This window comes from Flavobacterium sp. LM4 (genome assembly GCF_002017935.1).
Lineage (GTDB): Bacteria > Bacteroidota > Bacteroidia > Flavobacteriales > Flavobacteriaceae > Flavobacterium > Flavobacterium chungangense.
This window is the reverse complement of sequence record NZ_MUFW01000001.1, coordinates 1,938,817-1,957,735: the sequence shown is the minus strand read 5'-3', so window position 1 is coordinate 1,957,735 and position 18,919 is coordinate 1,938,817. Positions and strand designations below refer to the sequence as shown.

Sequence of the window (18,919 nt, the reverse complement as noted above, 5' to 3'; positions counted from 1 at the left end):
GAAGATTAAACTGATTTTGAGAAATGGGGCAAAAAAAGTGATTTGCACAGTTTCCGCATAGTAACAGAGAATTATTAATTAATCTCTTTGATCTTCTAATCTGTGGCAAAATTCAAACTCTATGGCTGAAGATAATTTTTTTGAAAAAGTCTACACAATCGCGCGACAGATTCCGTACGGAAAAGTAACTTCCTATGGTGCTATTGCAAAAGCATTAGGAACTGCACGATCAGCCCGAATGGTTGGCTGGGCAATGAATGCTTGCCATAACATGGAAGATATTCCCGCACATCGCGTTGTTAACAGAAAAGGACTCTTAACAGGAAAACATCATTTTGACGGAACCAACTTAATGCAGCAGCTTCTAGAGAGCGAAGGCATTGAAGTAGTCAATAATCAAATTATAAATTTTGAAAAACATTTTTGGCAGCCCGAAATGACGTTATAACCAATTCCAGACACTTACTCCATCACCACATTTTTGGATCCATCAACTTCTTTTTCTTTGTCTTTTTCATACACATCCGAAAAAAAATTGACTTCACCTGTATCCTCACTTACCCATGCAGTAAAATAACCTATATAAATCGGAATTTTATTTTTCAATATACAGGTTGTTTCAATTTCACCATTCATCGCAAGATCTATTTTTTCTGATGGCCAGTCGGCATCGTCTTTTAAAATTACATGCGCCAATTTCTTAGCTTCTTTAATATTGATACATCCATGACTAAAAGTACGCTGTTCGAACTGAAATAAACTTTTGGCCGGAGTATCGTGCATGTAAATATCAAATGGATTTGGAAACAAAAATTTCACCAGTCCCAAAGAATTTTTAGGACCCGGTTTTTGTCTTACCTTCCCTCCATTCCACTCCATATTATGCTCTTCCAGATAATTTTTATTCGAAGCCATGTTAAGCTTTAATTCGTTATCAATTATACTCTGCGGAACATTCCAATATGGGCTAAATACCACTTTGTCCATTGTACTGCTGAAAATTTCCGTTTCAGACCATTTAGTCCCAACAAAAACATCAGATGTAAATTCACTATGTCCGTTTTTAACATAAAGCAATCGGTAAGATGGAATGTTTACCATAATATAATCACTTGCATTTATCAGATTTTCGGGAATTAAACGACAACGTTCCATGTTTAGCTGTATCGTTTTGATTCTTTCTGATATTGGCTCGTTCATTTGTTTGATATGATCCAGCGTCAATTTATAATTTAGAGCAAGACCATATCTTTTTTTATAATTTAAAACCCCGGCCATAAGTTCTTCATTATAAATAGTGCTTTTCGAATCTTTTTTTAAATCACCATCTATAAATAAACGCTCACGAATTTGCTTTACTGCAACGCCGCTATCAAAAGGTTTTAAATCTTTAAAAGTTGCACTGTCAATATCAATTTTTTTCCAAAGTTTTTTTCTTTCTATTTTTTCGTATTTTTCTAAAGCCAGTTGAAGTTTATCATACTGTCTTGATAAAAGGTAAGCTTCTTTTTTTAATGGCTTAGTCTCGTTTTTAATTGAATCAGGATTACTATTCTGAACTGTTTTTAAAGAAGATTTTGAAAAGGTTGCTGAAGATGTGCTATCAATAAAATTTTCAGGATTAGTATTTTCTTTCGAATACAAATTGCCAACTATTGATTTTCTTCCTTTATTCTCAAAACAAAATGAAGAGAATAAAAAGCCAATTGCTATAATTAGTAGTGTGATATTAAAATGTCGCATGGTGTAATTTTTAAATATTTTATAACTAAATTTTATTTAAAAAAAACAGCGAAAACATATTAGAAGCCTTCAAAATGAGTTTTCACTATATTTTTTAAAATATTGGAAATCAAAAATTTAGGGTACTTCAAAGTTACGTTACATGAAAACAAATCATTTTATAGAATATCCTATACATGTATTAAAATTCACACCATGCTGATAATCAAGTATAGTAGGAAAAATTTTAAACTATTAATTATCAAATCAAACAGATAACAAAACTGGTTTTGTCTTCATCTGTTTGATAACTTAAATAACCGCCATGAGCTTCGATAATATTTTTGGATAGTGTTAATCCAATTCCGGCACCATCTTTTCGGGTAGTGAAAAAAGGTAAAAATACTTTGTCCTGAATCTCTCTGTCGATTCCTTTTCCGTTATCTGAAATAATGATAAAAAAACGATTATTTTCAGTATAACTTGACAAAAACATTTTTTTCTCTTCGCGGTCTTTTAAAGCATGAATACTGTTTGTAATCAAATTGATAATTACCTGCTCCATCTGATTTTTATCAATCAAAATCGAACGTGAGCTATTTATTTCATTAATCAGTTCAATATTCTCCGCTTTTAAAATTGGGTTCATAATTCGGAGACAATCATTAAAAAGCGCATTTATTGGTGTCATCACTTTTGTTGGGGTTGGAAGCATCGCCAGCTTTCTATAATTTTCCACAAAAACCTGTAAATGATCACTCCTGTTTATGATTGTCGAAATACTACTTTTGATATCATCAAAATCATCTTCTTCGAGTTTTTCCTGATCGACAATCTGAAGTAAATTCTGCGAAAGCGCACGTATTGGCGTTAAGGAATTCATTAATTCATGCGAAATGATTTTCATCAGATTAATCCACGCTTCTTTTTCTTTTTTCTCAATAACACGCTGAATGCTATCTAACAGAATAATAAAATACTCTTTATTATAGGTTTTGGTAAGCGAAGTCTGGAGCACAAAAGTCTGCAAATCCTGTTCTTCAATTTTAATCGAAATAGCCGATTTTAATTCGGCAAATTCTGTTTTTTCAATTTCATCACAAAGCGACGGCAAATAATTTTTAAGGTATTTCCATTGACTTACTTTTGGCACTTTAAACAAATTCGAAAAACAATTGTTCATCAGGAAAATATTCCACTCGTCATTGTCTTTTTCTAAAATTAAAGTTCCTGTATCGATACTATTCACAATCGATTGATACACTAATTCTTTTGAGGTCTGTTCCTGCTGTTCGATTTTTAAAGCATCATATAAAAGGTATAAACTTTTAAAATTGTCTTTTTTATTCTCTTCCGGAAAATTCGTTGAAAAGTCCTTTTGAAGCATTGAAAGCAAAGTTCTGTCGTAAAACATCAATTGATTCTTGACATAAAAGTACATTTCGAACAACATTACAACAGCAAAAAGCCCAACTAAAATAGCATTGTAATAAAACACCTTATAAATCAAAAAAATGCAAAAGAAAAAGAGAATCATGACAAACAAGGCTCTCACAAATAAGGCGTTATAAAACTTCCAGTTCTTCATGATTTCAAATCGTATTTTTCAATTCTTCTGTATAACGCAGCTCTTGACAAACCTAATTCTTCAGCTGTTTTGCTGATGTTTCCATGGTGTTTGAACAACGCTTTCTCGATTGGGGATTTCTCCATTTCAGATAACGGATTTTCATCATTTTGGAAAAAATCTTCAAAATCTAAAATATCTAAGTCATGGACAGAAATGGTATTATTATCTGATAAAATCAAAGCACGTTCAATTTTATTTTCCATTTCACGGACATTTCCTTTCCATGGATATTTTTCTAAATACGGGCCAGCATTTTCTTCAAAAGACCAATTTTCCTGATTGTATTTTTCGGCAATCTGATCGAGAATAAAATTAGCCATCGGAACAATATCATCTTTTCGTTCTCGTAAGGATGGCAGATGAATTTCCATTGTATTGATGCGATACAACAGATCTTCACGGAAGGTTTTATTTTTTACTTCAGCTTTAATATCACTGTTCGTTGCAGAAATAATTCGGACATCTAAAGGTCTTGGTTTGCTTTCGCCCAAACGTGTAACGGTTTTAGTTTGCAAAACATGCAATAATTTAGCTTGCAGATGCAACGGAATATTACCAATTTCATCCAAAAAAATAGTACCACCAGAAGCCATTTCGAATCTTCCCGGAGTATCAATTTTAGCATCGGTAAAAGCGCCTTTTGCGTATCCAAAAAGTTCGCTCTCAAATAAGTTATCACTTAAAGAGCCTAAATCAATATGAACAAATGGCTGATTTTTTCTTTCCGAATGCTGATGGATAAACGCTGCAAAAACATATTTCCCCGTTCCGTTTTCTCCTAGAATCAAAACATTCGCATCGGTTCTGGCTACTCTTTCAGCAATAGAATAGGCTTGTTTTATTTTTTGGGAAGTTCCAACAAAGTATTTTTTTTCAGTTTTTTCTATGACAGGCTTTTTGGTGTTTTTTCTGCTTTCGGCGACAGCCTTATCAATTGTTTCAAGTAATTTTTCATTGTGCCACGGCTTTAAAACATAATCAAAAGCACCAATTTTTATTCCTTCAACAGCGGTTTCAATTTTACCAAACGCTGTCATTAAAATCACAATTGTTTTAGGCGAAAGTGCTTTAATTTCTTTCAGCCAATGAATTCCTTCGCGTCCGTCTTCAAAACCAATTCGGTAATTCATGTCTAATAAAACCACATTTATTTCATTTTCGCTTAAAAGAGAAATGATTTTTTTTGGATTATTTGTCGTAAAAATGGTTTCAAAATGTTTTTTGAGAATCATTTTTGCCGAAAAAAGAATTTCTTCCTGGTCATCGACGATTAATATTTGAGCTAGTTTTTTTCGCATCTGTCTTTTTTTGTCCGATTTTGAACGGTCAACTGTTCATTATCGAACACTCCTTTTTTGAATGGTTTTTAAAGTTCTTTTAAAATCAATACTTTACAAATTATAAATTTAGTGGCACAGTATTTACCTATTGATTATCAGCAAATTATTTAAAAAATGGACAAGGTAATTCCTCGTAAAAATAGAAAATTTAGATATCTCACAATAGCAATTGGAGTTTTTTTAGTTTTGGCTGTTATCCTCTTTTTTTCGTTTAACACCAAAAGAAGTTTAAATGTAAAAGCCGATGAACTATCGGTTCAAAAAATTGAAAAAGCTTTTTTTGAAGATTTTGTAGTTTTTCAGGCCAAAGTTGAACCTTTGAATGTGATGCTTGTCAATGTTACAGAAGGAGGTTCTGTAAAAGAGATTTTTGTTGAAAATGGCGCCATGGTAACCAAAGGACAATCACTGGCTCGTTTATACAACCCAAATACAGAGTTGAATTATCTAACTCAGGAAACGGCAATTATTGAGCAGATCAACAATTTGAATACCGGGAAACTGAATATTAGAAATCAGGAATTGAACTTAAATAAAGATTTAGTTTTAATCGAACACGATTATAACGATGCCAAAAGATTATACGATATGAATTCTAAATTGTTCGAAAAAGATGTGATTTCAAAAAATGACTGGAATACTTTTAAGGAAAGTTTACGTTTTCAGGAAGAGCGAAAAAGAACTATTCAGCAAAGTATTCAGAAAGAAAAACAAACCAATCAGGTCCAGATTTCGCAAATCAACCGCTCGATTCAAACGATGGAAAAAAGTTTGGATATTTTGAGAAACAACAAAAAGAACTTTTTGATTACTGCTCCGGAAACCGGAAGATTGACATCCTTTGAACCTGTTTTGGGAAAAACATTCCAGGCAGGAGAAAGCATCGGAAAAATCGATTCAAAAAAAGGGTACAAACTTGCTGCCGATGTTGATGAATTTTATTTGGAAAAAGTTCGCGAAGGCTTAAAAGGTCAGGTAGAATATAAAGGAAAAACACTAGAAGTTCTGGTAACAAAAGTAATTCAGGAAGTAAAAAGCGGGCATTTTACCGTAGAATTGGCTTTCACTTCTAAAGAAGAAATCGTTTTACAAGACGGATTAAGTTTTGGCGTAAAACTGATTCTATCAGAGAAAAATAAAACATTAGTAGTTCCCAAAGGAAGCTTCAATCAGGAAACGGCCGGAAAATGGATTTTTGTAGTTAAAGGAAATAAAGCCGAAAGAAGAAACATCAAGTTAGGCAGAGAGAATCCATCCTGTTACGAAATTCTGGAGGGATTAAAAGAAGGCGAATCTGTGATTACTTCCTCTTATACAGATTATAAAGATGTAGAGGAATTATCGATAAGCAATACGCAATAAAAAAGTTTCAAGTTTCAAGTTTCAAGTTTCAGTTTTCAAACCAATTCACAATTCACAATTAAAAAGAGTTTCAATCATCAATCAAAAATCATCATTAACAAATTTAACACCTAAAAAATTATGATAACAATTCAAAATTTAACCAAAGTTTTTAGAACTGAAGAAGTAGAAACATCAGCATTAAGCGGTATTTCTCTAGAAATTAAAAAAGGTGATTTTTTAACTATCATGGGACCTTCAGGTTGTGGAAAATCGACTTTACTAAATATCATTGGGCTTTTGGACAGCGCTACCAATGGAAGTTATAAATTATTAGATCAGGAAATGATTGGCTTAAAAGAAAAAGGAAGAGCTGCAGTTCGTAAAGAAAACATCGGATTCATTTTCCAGAATTTCAATTTGATCGACGAACTTTCTGTTTACGACAATATCGAGTTGCCTTTGCTTTATAACAATGTAAAAGCATCTGACAGAAAACAAAAAATTGAAGCTATTGCTGAGAAGTTAAATATCTCACACAGATTGAAACATTTTCCACAGCAGCTTTCAGGCGGTCAGCAACAAAGAGTTGCTGTTGCCAGAGCTTTGGTAAATGATCCAAAAATTATTTTAGCCGATGAGCCAACCGGAAACCTGGATAGTAAAAATGGTAATGAAGTAATGGAGCTTTTGACGGACTTACACGCTAAAGGCGCAACAATTTTGATGGTAACCCACTCTGATTATGATGCTTCGTTTTCGCAAAAAACGATTCATATGAAAGATGGTGTAATATTCTCTGAAAAATTGAATCAGAGAAATGTGGATGTTTTTATGGACGCTAAATAATTTCAAGATGATAAAAATTATTGTAACAGCAATCGTAATTCTGATAGAGTTTGTTTGCCAAATATTCGCAATTATTTAAAAACTAATCGGTTTAAAAAAAAACTGAATAACCATAAACACATACACCATGATTTTTAACTGGTTTAAAATATTTATTTATCATTTGAAACAAAACAAATTGTTTTCGTTTTTAAATGTTTTGGGATTAAGCATCGGAATTGCAGGTATAATTTTTGCGATTTTATATTGGAATAACGAAAATTCTTATGACCAATGGAATCCTGAGAAAGAAAATGTATATGAAGTTCTAAATAAATTTGGCGCAAATGCCGATATATGGAACTCAAGTCCTGTGCCTTTTGGTTTAACCTGCAAAGCAACAATTCCTGAAATTGAATCTATTTCATTTTACACAGGATGGTATAGTGAAGATGTCATAAAACATAAAAATCAGAAATGGATAGGCAAAAAAATTATAGTTGCGGATTATGACTTCTTTAATTGTTTTCCATTCCCAATTCTAAAAGGAGCCAAAAAAGACATCTTAAAAGAAAAAAACAGTGTTGCTATTTCTGATGAAACCGCAGAATTAATTTTTAAAGACGAAGATCCTATTGGTAAAATCATTACAAAGGACAATAAACCTTATGTTGTAAAAACGGTTTATAAAATCATAAGGCCTTCGTCTGTAGAACCTGATTATGTTTTTGCAGGTTTGGTAACCAAGGACGACATTAATAATTGGGGCAACTTCAGTTACACCTTAATGATTAAAACCAAAAAAGGGGTTAATAAGGAAACGGTTTTAAAAAAGATGCAACACGTAAATTTTGTCAATAGAATTGTAAAAGAAGCTAAAAAAGAAGGAGTAACACCAGAACAATTTATCAAAGAAAATGGCAACATTATAGTTATTATTGACCAATTGGCTACAGCACGTTTACATGGTACAAAATCTCCTAATGGCCCTAATTTCCCTGAAGGAAAAGGTAACTTACAATTGCTTTATATCATGGTAGGTTTGTCTATTTTGATTCTTACTTTGTCTTTAGCAAATTACATCAATCTCGCAACTGCCTCAGCAATAAAACGTGCCAAAGAAGTAGGGGTTCGTAAAATTGTAGGTGCTTCAAAAAACCAGATTATCAGTCAGTTTATTTTTGAAACGGCTATCGTTGTAGTTCTTGCAATTTTGTTCGCCTTAGCCATTGTAGAACTTTCATTGCCGTATTACAATGAATTTTTAAAGAAATCTTTGACTATGAATGGCAGTGAATTTTACCTGCAGCTCATTTTAATATTTGGATTAGTAATCATTCTTGCGGGTATATTCCCTGCCATTTATATCTCAAATTTTGAAACTTTAAAAGTATTGAAAGGGAATTTTTCAAGAAGTAAAAGCGGAATTTGGATTCGGAATTCGATGCTTATCTTTCAATTCGGAATTGCGGCCTTCTTCATTATTGGGGCTTTGATTGTCAATTCTCAGGTTGATTATATGATGGATAAGGACCTTGGTTTTAGTGGCGATCAGGTTCTCAAAATTCCTTTAAATTATCCGGATTACAAAACAAAAGCGCAAAAATACCAAACTACAAAACAAGAAATCCTTAAGATATCAGGAGTTCAGGAGGCATCCACTTTTGCAGGTACTTTTGGAAACGGCACCAATTCCAGCTCTGGTTTTACGCATAATGGCGTTTTTGTACAGCCGCGAAATGTTGAAATGGATTTTGGCTTTTTAGAAATGATGAAAATTAAGATTGTCGAAGGCCGAAATTTGTCACCAAAATTCGCTTCAGACACGATTGACAACTGGCTGATTAACGAAACTCTGGCTAAAACATTAAACTTAAAAAATCCTATTAATACTATAATAAGTTCTGGTTGGGGAAATGAAAAAGGAAATTTAAAATTTAAGGTTGTTGGAGTTGTAAAGGATTTTCACATTACGGGATTTCAAAGCAAAGTACCGCCTATGGTTTTTATCAATCTTAAAACTTTAAAATGGAATAACTTTGATAATCTTTATGTAAAAGTTTCTCCAAATAATCTAAGTGAAACACTGGCTCAATTAAAAAGCTATTGGGAGAAAAACGTAAATCCTGACTATCCTTTTGATTATGAATTTGTAAACAAAGGCTTTGCAAAAACATATGAGGAACAAGTAAAACAAAAAAATTTATTTTTCATTTTAAATCTAGTAGTTATTGTTATTGCCATCTTCGGATTATTTGCCTTGGCTTCGTTCTCGATGGAAAGAAGATTAAAAGAAATCGCTATCAGAAAAACATTGGGTGCAGAAACCGATATTTTGCTTAAGGAATTATCAAAACAATATATCATTTTTTGTTTACTGGGATTCTTAATCGGAATTGTTCCTGCTTATATTTTATTGCAAAAATGGCTTGAAAATTTTGCTTTCAGAATTGATGTTTCAATTATTCCGTTTGGTATTTCTCTGGTTTCCTTATTGCTTTTGACTTTAATAATTGTTTTAACAAAAGCTTATCAGGTTACTAAAATCGATATATTAAAATATTTGAAATACGAATAAAGCAGTCAATCACTTTTGAAACCCGGCAGAATTATTTTGCCGGGTTTCTTTTTTGATTCATTTCCTCAATCTGGCTATCAACAAATACAATTCAAAACATTAAAAAATCCGAACATAATCTGTTATCTTTGCAATCTGAAATTGGTTTAAATAAATATCACTTTTAAATTGATTTCAATCATTAGAAAAATACAATATCAAAATGAAATTAGATAGAAAAGAAATTCTTAAAGCTTTAGAAACGATAACTATAGCCGGAGAAGGAAAAAATATGGTCGAAAGCGGCGCTGTTGCCAATGTAATTACCTTTGGTGATGAAGTGGTAGTTGACCTGGTGCTTCACACGCCAGCTATGCATATCAAAAAAAGAGCTGAAGATGATATCAAAAAAACAATTCATGAGTTGGTATCGCCGGAAGCAAAAATTAAAGTAAACATTAAAGTAGAAACTCCTGAGAAAAACGAAATTAAAGGTCGTGCTATTCCGGGAATCAAAAATATTATTGCCGTTGCTTCAGGAAAAGGTGGTGTTGGAAAATCTACAGTGACAGCAAATTTAGCTGTAACACTGGCAAAGATGGGATTTGCAGTTGGTGTTCTTGATGCCGATATTTATGGACCATCAATGCCAATTATGTTTGATGTTGAAAATGAAAAACCAATTTCGATTACTGTTGACGGAAAATCTAAAATGAAGCCCGTTGAAAGTTATGAAATCAAAATACTTTCTATAGGATTTTTTACAGCACCTAGTCAGGCTGTAATATGGAGAGGGCCAATGGCGGCAAAAGCCCTGAATCAAATGATTTTTGACGCTGATTGGGGCGAATTAGACTTTATGCTTATTGACCTGCCTCCTGGAACGGGAGATATTCACCTTTCAATTATGCAGTCATTGCCAATCACCGGAGCAGTTGTAGTAAGTACACCTCAGGCAGTGGCACTTGCAGATGCAAAAAAAGGTGTTTCTATGTTTATGCAGGATAATATTAATGTTCCGGTTTTGGGAATTATTGAAAATATGGCGTACTTTACACCAGAAGAATTACCTGACAATAAATATTATATCTTTGGACAGGAAGGAGCAAAAAATCTTGCAGAAGATTTGAATGTTCCGTTTTTAGGAGAAGTACCAATTGTTCAGTCTATTCGTGAAGCAGGAGATTATGGCCGCCCAGCAGCTTTGCAAACTGCTTCAGTAATTGAAACTGTATTTGAAGAAATTACCAGAAATGTAGTTCAGGAAACAGTAAACAGAAACGAAAGCCTGCCTGCAACAGAAGCCATAAAAATTACAACAATGGCAGGATGTTCAGCAGTTAAAAAAAATTAGATAATTGAGACAATGAGTTAATTAGATAATTTGAAAATAAGATAATGAAATAATTGGGATCGTTTTAAGAATTACCTAATTGACACATTCTCTAATTGACACATTCTCTAATTAGCAACATTCTCTAATTGATACATTAATATTATGACAACAGAAGAATTAACAAGCAACGTATTATTAGCTCTTGATGAAATCAGACCTTTTTTGAATTCTGATGGTGGTGACATTACACTGATTTCAATTGAAGACGATAAACATGTAAAAGTTCGTCTTGAAGGCGCATGCATAAGTTGCAGTGTAAATCAGATGACTTTAAAAGCGGGTGTAGAAACAACTATAAAAAAATATGCTCCACAAATAGAAACAGTAGTCAATATAATGTAATAAACGGGTAACTTATTCTTTTTTTAAATTTGAAATAATCAATAAGAATAATAGCCATTTAACCTCTTTTGTAATATTTTTTTATACAAAGCTGTTAAAACACATGTTTTTTTATGATTTTGATAAAAAACAATATAAAGATTTAAGGTATTCTATTGAGAAATTGTTGCATTTTTAACTTAAATTTGCAACATAACCCCTTAAAATCTTAAATCATGAAAAAATATTACATTCTATTTATATTATTTTTTTCTATTAGCATAAATTACGCACAACAAAGTTCAGAGACATTAATTGTAGACAAAGCATGGCTTAATGATTCAGAAGAATGGTCCGATTATACCTATTCTGGAAAGATTGTATTTTCTATCAACAACAATGAAGAAGGCAGCCTTAGATTAGGTAATTATGATTTTTTATATGATTTTTGCGAAGGGAAGCCAAAATTTTCAAATAAGGCGGCTTACAATTCAGCAGAATTTTCACATCCAAGAAAAATATCATCTTCAACAGATAAACAAGGAGTAGTAAATAATACTTATGAAGGTACTTTGATTTTTCAATTGGATAAAGATTATTATTCAGTAATTGCCATTGTTACATTATTAGAAAAAGGCGGAAATATATTAGGGGCTAAAATGCACCTGAAAGAAAGCAGCAGAAAAGAATTTGCATTTAGCTTAAAACCAAATAGTTAGTAAATAATTTTAGAGTTTGTTCACGTTATCAAATTCTAAGTAAGTAAAATTCCAATATTTTAAAATGGATGTATTAATAAAGATTAAAGATCGAGAAGGAGTTATACACGAATTACAGGCTCCAACTGATATGGCAATGAATATAATGGAGTTATGCAAAGCATACGAACTTCCTGTTGAAGGAACCTGTGGCGGAATGGCTATGTGCGCTTCCTGCCAGTGTTATGTTCTAAATGATGTTGCATTACCGGAGATGGGAGATGATGAAGAAGCCATGCTTTCTGAAGCATTTTATGTTAAATCTAACAGCCGCTTAGGTTGTCAGATTCCAATTACTACAGAATTAGAAGGACTGGAACTTGAACTGGCTCCGGAATATTAAAAATATAAAAAAGCGAGAATGTATAGTTCTCGCTTTTTTTGTATTATCAAAAAATTACTCTTCTATAAGTTCGCTTATAGTTTCTGCTACTTCTTGCGTTTTTCCAGTTGCGTGAAACCATAAAAATATATTTTCACCTAACTTTTTTTCATTACCATTTAATGGAAAAAGAATCAATTTATCCCCACAGCCATTTGTTGCAATGGCAATTGCGTTTAGAGGAAAACCACTCCATTTTTTAGCTTGTTTTGTTTCTAAAACAATGTGATTACAAGTTCTGCTTATTCTTTTTTTATCAGATTTATCAAAAAAGGGATATAGTTGCCAGTGATCATCTTCTGTTATTAATTCACCTCCATTGAGGTTGATCATTTTTTGTTTGAATTCATATGGAAATTCAACCTCTAACTCCCTTTCTGCCTCAATTATGTATTTTAGATCTATTGGAAATGCCATATATTGTCATAAATTTAAACTGCAAGTTATGATAAATTATAAAACAAAAAACCGTAATCACTTTTAGGAATTACGGTTTTTTTATAACAATTTTTGTAACCTCTGATTTATACCAAACCTGCCTGAATTAAATATTCTGCAATCTGGATTGTGTTTGTAGCTGCTCCTTTTCTTAAGTTATCAGCAACGATCCACATGTTTAATGTATTTGGCTGGCTTTCGTCACGACGAATTCTTCCAACAAAAACTTCATTTTTACCTTCTGCAAATAAAGGCATTGGATAAGAAAACGCATCCAGGTCATCCTGAACCACTACTCCATCAGTATTTTGTAAAATTTCGCGAACTTCTTTTACATCAAAATCATTTGTAAACTCAACGTTTACAGCCTCACTGTGACCTCCAACAACAGGAACACGAACTGCAGTAGCCGTAACTCTGATGGTATTATCTGCAAGTATTTTTTGAGTTTCACGAACTAATTTCATTTCTTCTTTAGTGTATCCATTAGCTTCAAAACTATCGCATTGTGGAATTGCATTTCTGTGAATTGGATATTTGTAAGCCATATCACCTTCAACTCCTGCGTATTCATTTTCTAATTGTCTCACCGCTTTTACACCGGTACCGGTAATCGATTGGTAAGTCGAAACGATAATTCTTTTGATATTGTATTTTCTGTGCAAAGGAGCCAATGTCAATACCATTTGAATCGTAGAGCAGTTTGGGTTTGCAATAATTTTATCTTCTTTCGTCAAAGACTCGGCATTGATTTCAGGAACGATCAGTTTTTTTGTCGGATCCATTCTCCACGCAGATGAATTGTCAATTACCGTTGTTCCGGCAGCAGCAAATTTTGGAGCCCACTCTAATGAAGTATCACCTCCGGCAGAGAAAACAGCAATATCAGCTTTTAAATCAACCGCAGTCTGCAAACCAACAACTTTATATTTCTGACCTTTATATTCGATTTCTTTACCCACAGATTTCTCTGAAGCAACTGGAATTAATTCTGTAACAGGAAAATTTCTTTCTGCTAAAACTTTCAACATTATTTCGCCAACCATACCGGTGGCGCCTACAACCGCTATTCTCATTTTATATTTTTTTATATGAATGTTCTAATTTAGAATGTAAAAGTAAGGATAATAAAAACGATTACAATTCGATTCACAAAAAATAACAAATTGTTACAAATTAAACAAAAAGAAAAAACCGTCCCAATTATGGAACGGTTAAGTTAGACTTTAGTGTAGCGGTATCTATATTATTGTTTATTTTTCAAAAGATCCCTAATTTGTGTAAGCAATTCTTCCTGCGTTGGTCCGGCAGGCGGTGCAGGAGCAGGTGCTTCTTTCTTTTTCAGATTGTTTATTCCTTTAATAATTAGAAACAAAACAAAAGCAACAATTATAAAGTTAATTACTGCCGAAAGAAACATTCCGTATTTTATGCCTCCAAAAGCCGTTAATTGTTCAATACTTGATAAATGAGCAGCTTCTAAAGCAGGTTTTAATATCAATGGTGTTATAACATCATCAATTAATGAGCTTACAATTTTATTGAAAGCAGCACCAATAATTACACCGACAGCCAAATCAATTACGTTGCCTTTCGTTGCAAATTCCTTAAATTCTGAAACAAATCCCATAATTCTTTATTTTTATGTAATTAATAGGTATCGAAAATACGTAATTTTATTGAAAGTTTCTTTAAAAACTATCTGAAAAATACCCTTTTTACTCTTTGTGAAATACTGGTCAGAATTTCATAAGGAATTGTTTTTAAAGCTTCTGCTATTTCTATTACTGTTGGAGATTCTCCAAAAATGGTAACCGAATCACCTTCTTTACAATCAATTTCGCTAACATCTACCATCAGCATATCCATACAGACACTTCCTACAATAGACGCCTTTTGATTTTTAATCGTAATATAACCTATCTGATTGCCCCATAATCTTGAAATCCCATCAGCATAACCAATCGGAATTGTTGCTATTTTGGTTTCTTTTTCTGCCATGAATCTTCTTCCATAGCCGACACTGTCGCCTGCAGGAATAGTACGAACCTGCGAAATAATCGATTTTAAAGTCCCTACATTTTCCAGGTATTTTTGTTCTGAGGGATCGTTTGAAACACCATAAAGTCCAATTCCCAAACGTACCATGTTGTATTGCGCATCCGGAAAATTACTGATTCCGGAAGTATTCAGAATATGACGGATTGGGTTTACTCCTAATTCATTCATTAATTTTGAAGAGAGTTTTTCGAACAATCGAATTTGCGACATTGCAAATTCATAATGCTTTATATCATCGCTAGTCGCCATATGCGATAAAATACTCTGGATGCGTACTGTTGAATTTCCTTTTAAAGCAGCAATCAATTCGTCTATTGTATTTTCTTCAAAACCCAGACGATGCATTCCGGTATCGAGTTTGATGTGGATCGGAAAATCTTTTAGATTCTTTTCACGGGCAATCTTCAAAAAAGCATTTAATCCTTTCAAACTATAAATTTCAGGCTCTAACTGATATTGAATAATCGATGCAAAACTCGTCGATTCAGGATTTAAGACCATGATTGGTAATTTGATTCCGCCATTTTTAAGTGAAATTCCTTCATCGGCAAAAGCCACTCCTAAATAATCAACTTTATGATGTTCCAGCAATTTTGCTATTTCCAATCCTCCGTTTCCATAGCCAAATGCTTTTACCATAACCATAATTTTAACATCACTTGCTAATTTAGATTTAAAGAAATTTAAATTATGGCTAATGGAATTCAGATTGATTTCAAGAATCGTTTCATGCGTTTTCTCTTCCAGTAAAGTTACAATTTCTTCAAACTGAAACGACCTTGCTCCTTTTATTAAAATGGTTTCGTTATTAAAATTCAGATTTTCAAAATCATTGATAAATTCAGCAGTGTTTTGATATGTGATACAATTCGAAAATTTGTTTTTAAATAACGAAATGGTTGTGCCGATTCCAATTATACGATTGACTTTATTATCTGCAATTAGTTGGGAAACTTTAGAATATAATTCTTCGTTTGAAAATCCGCTTTGAAAAATATCAGATAAAATAACTGTTTTGGATGCATTCTTTTTTTGGCTTTCTAAAAAATCCAGTGCTATTTTAATCGATTGAAAATCAGAACTATAACTATCGTCAATAATACTGCAATTATGAATTCCATTTTTGACTTCCAGACGCATTTCAACCGGATACAATCCGTACATCCGATTTTGAACCGTCTCAGCATCATATTCAAAATTAAGCAATACCAATAAGCAGGAAATTGCATTTTCCAGTGAAGCGGAATCACTGAAAGGGATTTTTAAGTCATGACTTCTCCCTTTGTAATGATACTGAATATGCGTCGTTTCATTTTTATTTTCTCTTTTCGAAACAAAAACATCGGCTGTATTATCGATATAGCTCCATGAAAAAAGTTTTCGGGGATGCAGCATATATTCGGCCGAAAATTGAGATAAACAGGAATCTACAATTTCATTTTTCTGATATATAATAACCGGACAGTCTTTAAACAAAAGCAGTTTTTCATCAATCTTTTGTACTAGATTTAAAAATCCTTCGTCGTGTGCAGTTCCAATATTGGTAAGTAGTCCTATTGTGGGTTTTATGATTTGCTCTAATTTTTCCATTTCATTCACCGTCGAAATTCCGGCTTCAAAAATGCCTAAATTATGTTTCTCATTAATCGCAATCACCGAAAGTGGCACTCCAACCTGTGAATTATAACTTTTAGGACTTCGTATAATATTATAATCAGGGCTTAATAAAAAATTAAGCCATTCTTTTACGATCGTTTTTCCATTACTTCCCGTTAATCCGATAACAGGAAAGTCAAAAAGATGCCGGTGATGAGCGGCAAACTTCTGAAGGGCATCTAAAGTAGATTTTACGACTAAAAAATTGGCTTTTCCGACACAATTTTCAGGAATATATTCAACTACAAAATTCTGAACTCCTTTATCTATAAGTTCAGAAACATACGAATGCGCATCATTATTTACTCCGGACAATGCAAAAAATAAAGTTTGAGAACCGTTTTGCAGTGAACGGCTGTCAATCGAAATCTGTTCAATAAAAACAGTTAGATCTGAGCCAATCCATTCGGCATTAAGAACCGAAACAAGGCTTTTTAAGTTTACGCTCATTTAGAAGTTTCTTTTTTTTCAAAATTAAACATTAAAGACTGAAAAGAGTTGTGATTTTCTTAAAAAATAAAGGGTTTACAAAAAGCTATTTATATTTCAATTATATTTGTTAGACACCTCAAATTACTGCATTTTGAAAAAAATACTTCCGATATTCTCCTATATATTACATCCAATTTTTATATCGATGTATGCGACCTTATTTTATCTTTTTTATAAGGATGATGCCTTTACTATCCAGGAAAAATATTTTGTTTTATTTCAAATACTCATTATTACCGTTATTGTCCCTTTATTATTTTTTCTATTGCTTCGCTCCACCGGTAATGTAAAATCGGTCATGATACATGAAACCTCGCAACGAATAATACCCTTAATTTTACAGTGTTTTTTATTTATATTACTGGTAAAAAGAAGCATTGTTATTACTCGCTACCCTGAACTGCATTTCTTTTTTCTGGGCGGATTATTCAGTACTATTATGGCTCTGATTTATTCTCTTTTTAAGATAAAAGCCAGCCTGCATATGATGGCAATTAGTGGTTGTGCCGTTTTTGTAATTGGACTTAATATGCATTTGCAATTACATAATCCGTACTGGCCGGCACTTTTAATTTTACTGACCGGAATCGCAGCTTCATCTCGCCTTGAAATGAATGCCCATACGTACAAGGAATTGTTAATAGGATTTTTAATCGGAATAATTCCGCAGGTTTTATTTCTGTATTTGTGGTTATAAAATATAAAAAATAAGCCCCACACTCATGGTTTTCATTTTTACGCTTTCTCCTGAAACAGTTTTAACGTCTTTAAACAAAGGATTCAGTCCATAATACAAATAAGCATTCCAGGTGTTGTAACCCGCAGAAATAGTTGCGCCATACTGAAACCTGTTGATATCGGAATTATTTCGAACTATATAAGTGTTTTCGCCATCATCTACAACAGATTTGCTGGCTAAAACATAGCTTAATTTTAATCCGGCATAAACCCTCCAAAACTTATGACTTTCATAAGTAGAATTTCTCCATCTAAACTCAATGGGAAGATCTACCAAATATTGCCTGTATTTATTTGAAACAAACTCATTATAATCATTTACTCCATAAATTAGTGTTCCGTCCTGGCTTTCAGAAATAGTCAGGTTTTGAAAATAATTCTGATACGTTAAACCTAAACCTGCTGCAATGGCAACAGTTCTTTTTTTGTTGATTGGCATATCTCTTAAAAAACCGGCAGAAATCTCGGCAGAAAATTTATCCTGTTTAAGCCCTTCCGGATTCTGAGTCAACAGATTATAGCCCACCGTAAAATAAAACTGATCTTCCCTGTACAATGAATCAATTTTAATTACCGGCTTTTCTTGAGGTTTTTCTTCCTGCGAAAAAACATTGAAAAACGATATCAGAAATAAACAACTAAAAAATAATCGCATAGTTTGTTTGAGTTTTATGAGGATTTTAAATAAACGTTTTTTAGAAATATTTATTTGACACACAAATATAATGATTGTTTATGATTTGGTTACAATGCTAATTATTCTGTTTTCACTCTTCATAAAAATATTCTGTTGCACTATTTTCAATAAAAAGCGTTAAAATCAAACATTTTTATATTTGCCTTTTATACCTTTGTACCGTAATGAAAAAAAGACAGCTCATAACCGGTTTTACTTTGGGTCTGATGGTATTGCTATCAATACTGTTTCAGTCCATCCATAGTTATGAGCACATTTCAAAACAGCTTTCAGAAAAAAAATGTCATCATAATTACAATGATGTAAATGGTGAAATTACGCATCAGCATCATGACGATGACTCTTGTTTTGTTTGTCATTTTTCTTTTGGAAGTTACATTACTCCTGAAAATTTCACGTTTCAGTTTTTTAGTAATCATCAGGAAATCCCTTATTTCTTTGGATTTTCAGAAAGTATTATTTCCTTTTCAGGAAGTCTTTACACACTGCGGGGTCCTCCTTCAGCTATAGTTTCATAAAGTTTCGCCCCAAGAAACAAAACCCTTTTAATTGAATTCAAAGT

General features: G+C 32.6%; 18 protein-coding genes. 10 read left to right on the top strand and 8 right to left on the bottom strand.

Annotation, left to right across the window (positions count from 1 at the left end):
• The first annotated feature begins 121 nt into the window (after positions 1-121).
• Complete coding sequence (locus BXU10_RS08750; protein WP_078227008.1) at positions 122-448, top strand: MGMT family protein; 327 nt, start codon at positions 122-124, stop codon at positions 446-448.
• A gap of 14 nt (positions 449-462) precedes the next feature.
• On the opposite strand, the gene BXU10_RS08745 is transcribed toward BXU10_RS08750, so the two are convergent.
• From BXU10_RS08745 to BXU10_RS08735, 3 genes are all read right to left on the bottom strand, one after another.
• Positions 463-1,743 carry a L,D-transpeptidase family protein gene (locus tag BXU10_RS08745; RefSeq protein WP_078227007.1) on the bottom strand — a complete coding sequence of 427 codons (1,281 nt, stop codon included), beginning with the start codon at positions 1,741-1,743 and terminating at the stop codon, positions 463-465.
• A 241-nt stretch (positions 1,744-1,984) separates the two neighbouring features.
• The gene (locus BXU10_RS08740; protein ID WP_078227006.1) at positions 1,985-3,310 is read right to left on the bottom strand and encodes a PAS domain-containing sensor histidine kinase; all 1,326 of its coding nucleotides are present in this window, start codon (positions 3,308-3,310) and stop codon (positions 1,985-1,987) included.
• Positions 3,307-4,650 carry a sigma-54 dependent transcriptional regulator gene (locus BXU10_RS08735; RefSeq protein WP_078227005.1) on the bottom strand — a complete coding sequence of 448 codons (1,344 nt, stop codon included), beginning with the start codon at positions 4,648-4,650 and terminating at the stop codon, positions 3,307-3,309. Before BXU10_RS08735 ends, BXU10_RS08740 begins: the two co-directional genes overlap by 4 nt.
• Before the next feature lie 156 nt (positions 4,651-4,806).
• Here BXU10_RS08735 and BXU10_RS08730 point away from each other — a divergent pair, with 156 nt between their 5' ends.
• The 7 genes from BXU10_RS08730 to BXU10_RS08700 all read left to right on the top strand — a co-directional run bounded on the left by BXU10_RS08730 (position 4,807) and on the right by BXU10_RS08700 (position 12,236).
• Positions 4,807-6,054, top strand: a complete 1,248-nt coding sequence (locus tag BXU10_RS08730) for an efflux RND transporter periplasmic adaptor subunit (protein ID WP_078227004.1) — start codon at positions 4,807-4,809, stop codon at positions 6,052-6,054.
• Positions 6,055-6,174: 120 nt separating this feature from the next.
• Positions 6,175-6,882, top strand: coding sequence for an ABC transporter ATP-binding protein (locus BXU10_RS08725; RefSeq protein WP_078227003.1), 708 nt, complete (start codon positions 6,175-6,177; stop codon positions 6,880-6,882).
• A 127-nt stretch (positions 6,883-7,009) separates the two neighbouring features.
• Positions 7,010-9,439 (top strand): ABC transporter permease, encoded by a 2,430-nt coding sequence (locus BXU10_RS08720; protein WP_078227002.1) that lies wholly within the window; start codon positions 7,010-7,012, stop codon positions 9,437-9,439.
• Positions 9,440-9,641: 202 nt separating this feature from the next.
• A complete protein-coding gene (locus BXU10_RS08715; RefSeq protein ID WP_078227001.1) occupies positions 9,642-10,772 on the top strand; it encodes an Mrp/NBP35 family ATP-binding protein in 1,131 nt (376 codons plus the stop codon).
• 144 nt (positions 10,773-10,916) lie between these two features.
• Positions 10,917-11,156, top strand: a complete 240-nt coding sequence (locus BXU10_RS08710; protein ID WP_017494691.1) for a NifU family protein — start codon at positions 10,917-10,919, stop codon at positions 11,154-11,156.
• A 215-nt stretch (positions 11,157-11,371) separates the two neighbouring features.
• A complete protein-coding gene (locus BXU10_RS08705) occupies positions 11,372-11,854 on the top strand; it encodes a hypothetical protein (RefSeq protein WP_031454147.1) in 483 nt (160 codons plus the stop codon).
• 64 nt (positions 11,855-11,918) lie between these two features.
• Positions 11,919-12,236: a 2Fe-2S iron-sulfur cluster-binding protein gene (locus BXU10_RS08700; protein ID WP_007805184.1), complete on the top strand. Its 318-nt coding sequence runs from the start codon at positions 11,919-11,921 to the stop codon at positions 12,234-12,236.
• Positions 12,237-12,290: 54 nt separating this feature from the next.
• On the opposite strand, the gene BXU10_RS08695 is transcribed toward BXU10_RS08700, so the two are convergent.
• From BXU10_RS08695 to BXU10_RS08680, 4 genes are all read right to left on the bottom strand, one after another.
• Positions 12,291-12,692, bottom strand: coding sequence for an SMI1/KNR4 family protein (locus BXU10_RS08695; protein WP_078227000.1), 402 nt, complete (start codon positions 12,690-12,692; stop codon positions 12,291-12,293).
• A 107-nt stretch (positions 12,693-12,799) separates the two neighbouring features.
• Positions 12,800-13,789 (bottom strand): aspartate-semialdehyde dehydrogenase, encoded by a 990-nt coding sequence (locus BXU10_RS08690; protein ID WP_078226999.1) that lies wholly within the window; start codon positions 13,787-13,789, stop codon positions 12,800-12,802.
• Between the two features lie 170 nt (positions 13,790-13,959).
• On the bottom strand, positions 13,960-14,343 hold the full coding sequence (gene mscL / locus BXU10_RS08685) for a large conductance mechanosensitive channel protein MscL (protein WP_031454144.1): 384 nt from the start codon (positions 14,341-14,343) through the stop codon (positions 13,960-13,962).
• A 68-nt stretch (positions 14,344-14,411) separates the two neighbouring features.
• Positions 14,412-16,880 (bottom strand): bifunctional UDP-N-acetylmuramoyl-tripeptide:D-alanyl-D-alanine ligase/alanine racemase, encoded by a 2,469-nt coding sequence (locus tag BXU10_RS08680; RefSeq protein ID WP_078226998.1) that lies wholly within the window; start codon positions 16,878-16,880, stop codon positions 14,412-14,414.
• A gap of 133 nt (positions 16,881-17,013) precedes the next feature.
• On the opposite strand from BXU10_RS08680, the gene BXU10_RS08675 reads away from it, so the two are divergent.
• Positions 17,014-17,619 carry a hypothetical protein gene (locus tag BXU10_RS08675; protein ID WP_223255412.1) on the top strand — a complete coding sequence of 202 codons (606 nt, stop codon included), beginning with the start codon at positions 17,014-17,016 and terminating at the stop codon, positions 17,617-17,619.
• Here the strand turns inward: BXU10_RS08675 and BXU10_RS08670 are convergent.
• Positions 17,614-18,315, bottom strand: a complete 702-nt coding sequence (locus BXU10_RS08670; protein WP_078226997.1) for a porin family protein — start codon at positions 18,313-18,315, stop codon at positions 17,614-17,616. The genes BXU10_RS08675 and BXU10_RS08670 overlap by 6 nt on opposite strands.
• A 206-nt stretch (positions 18,316-18,521) precedes the next feature.
• Here BXU10_RS08670 and BXU10_RS08665 point away from each other — a divergent pair, with 206 nt between their 5' ends.
• Positions 18,522-18,875, top strand: coding sequence for a hypothetical protein (locus BXU10_RS08665; RefSeq protein ID WP_078226996.1), 354 nt, complete (start codon positions 18,522-18,524; stop codon positions 18,873-18,875).
• Positions 18,876-18,919: the final 44 nt, after the last annotated feature.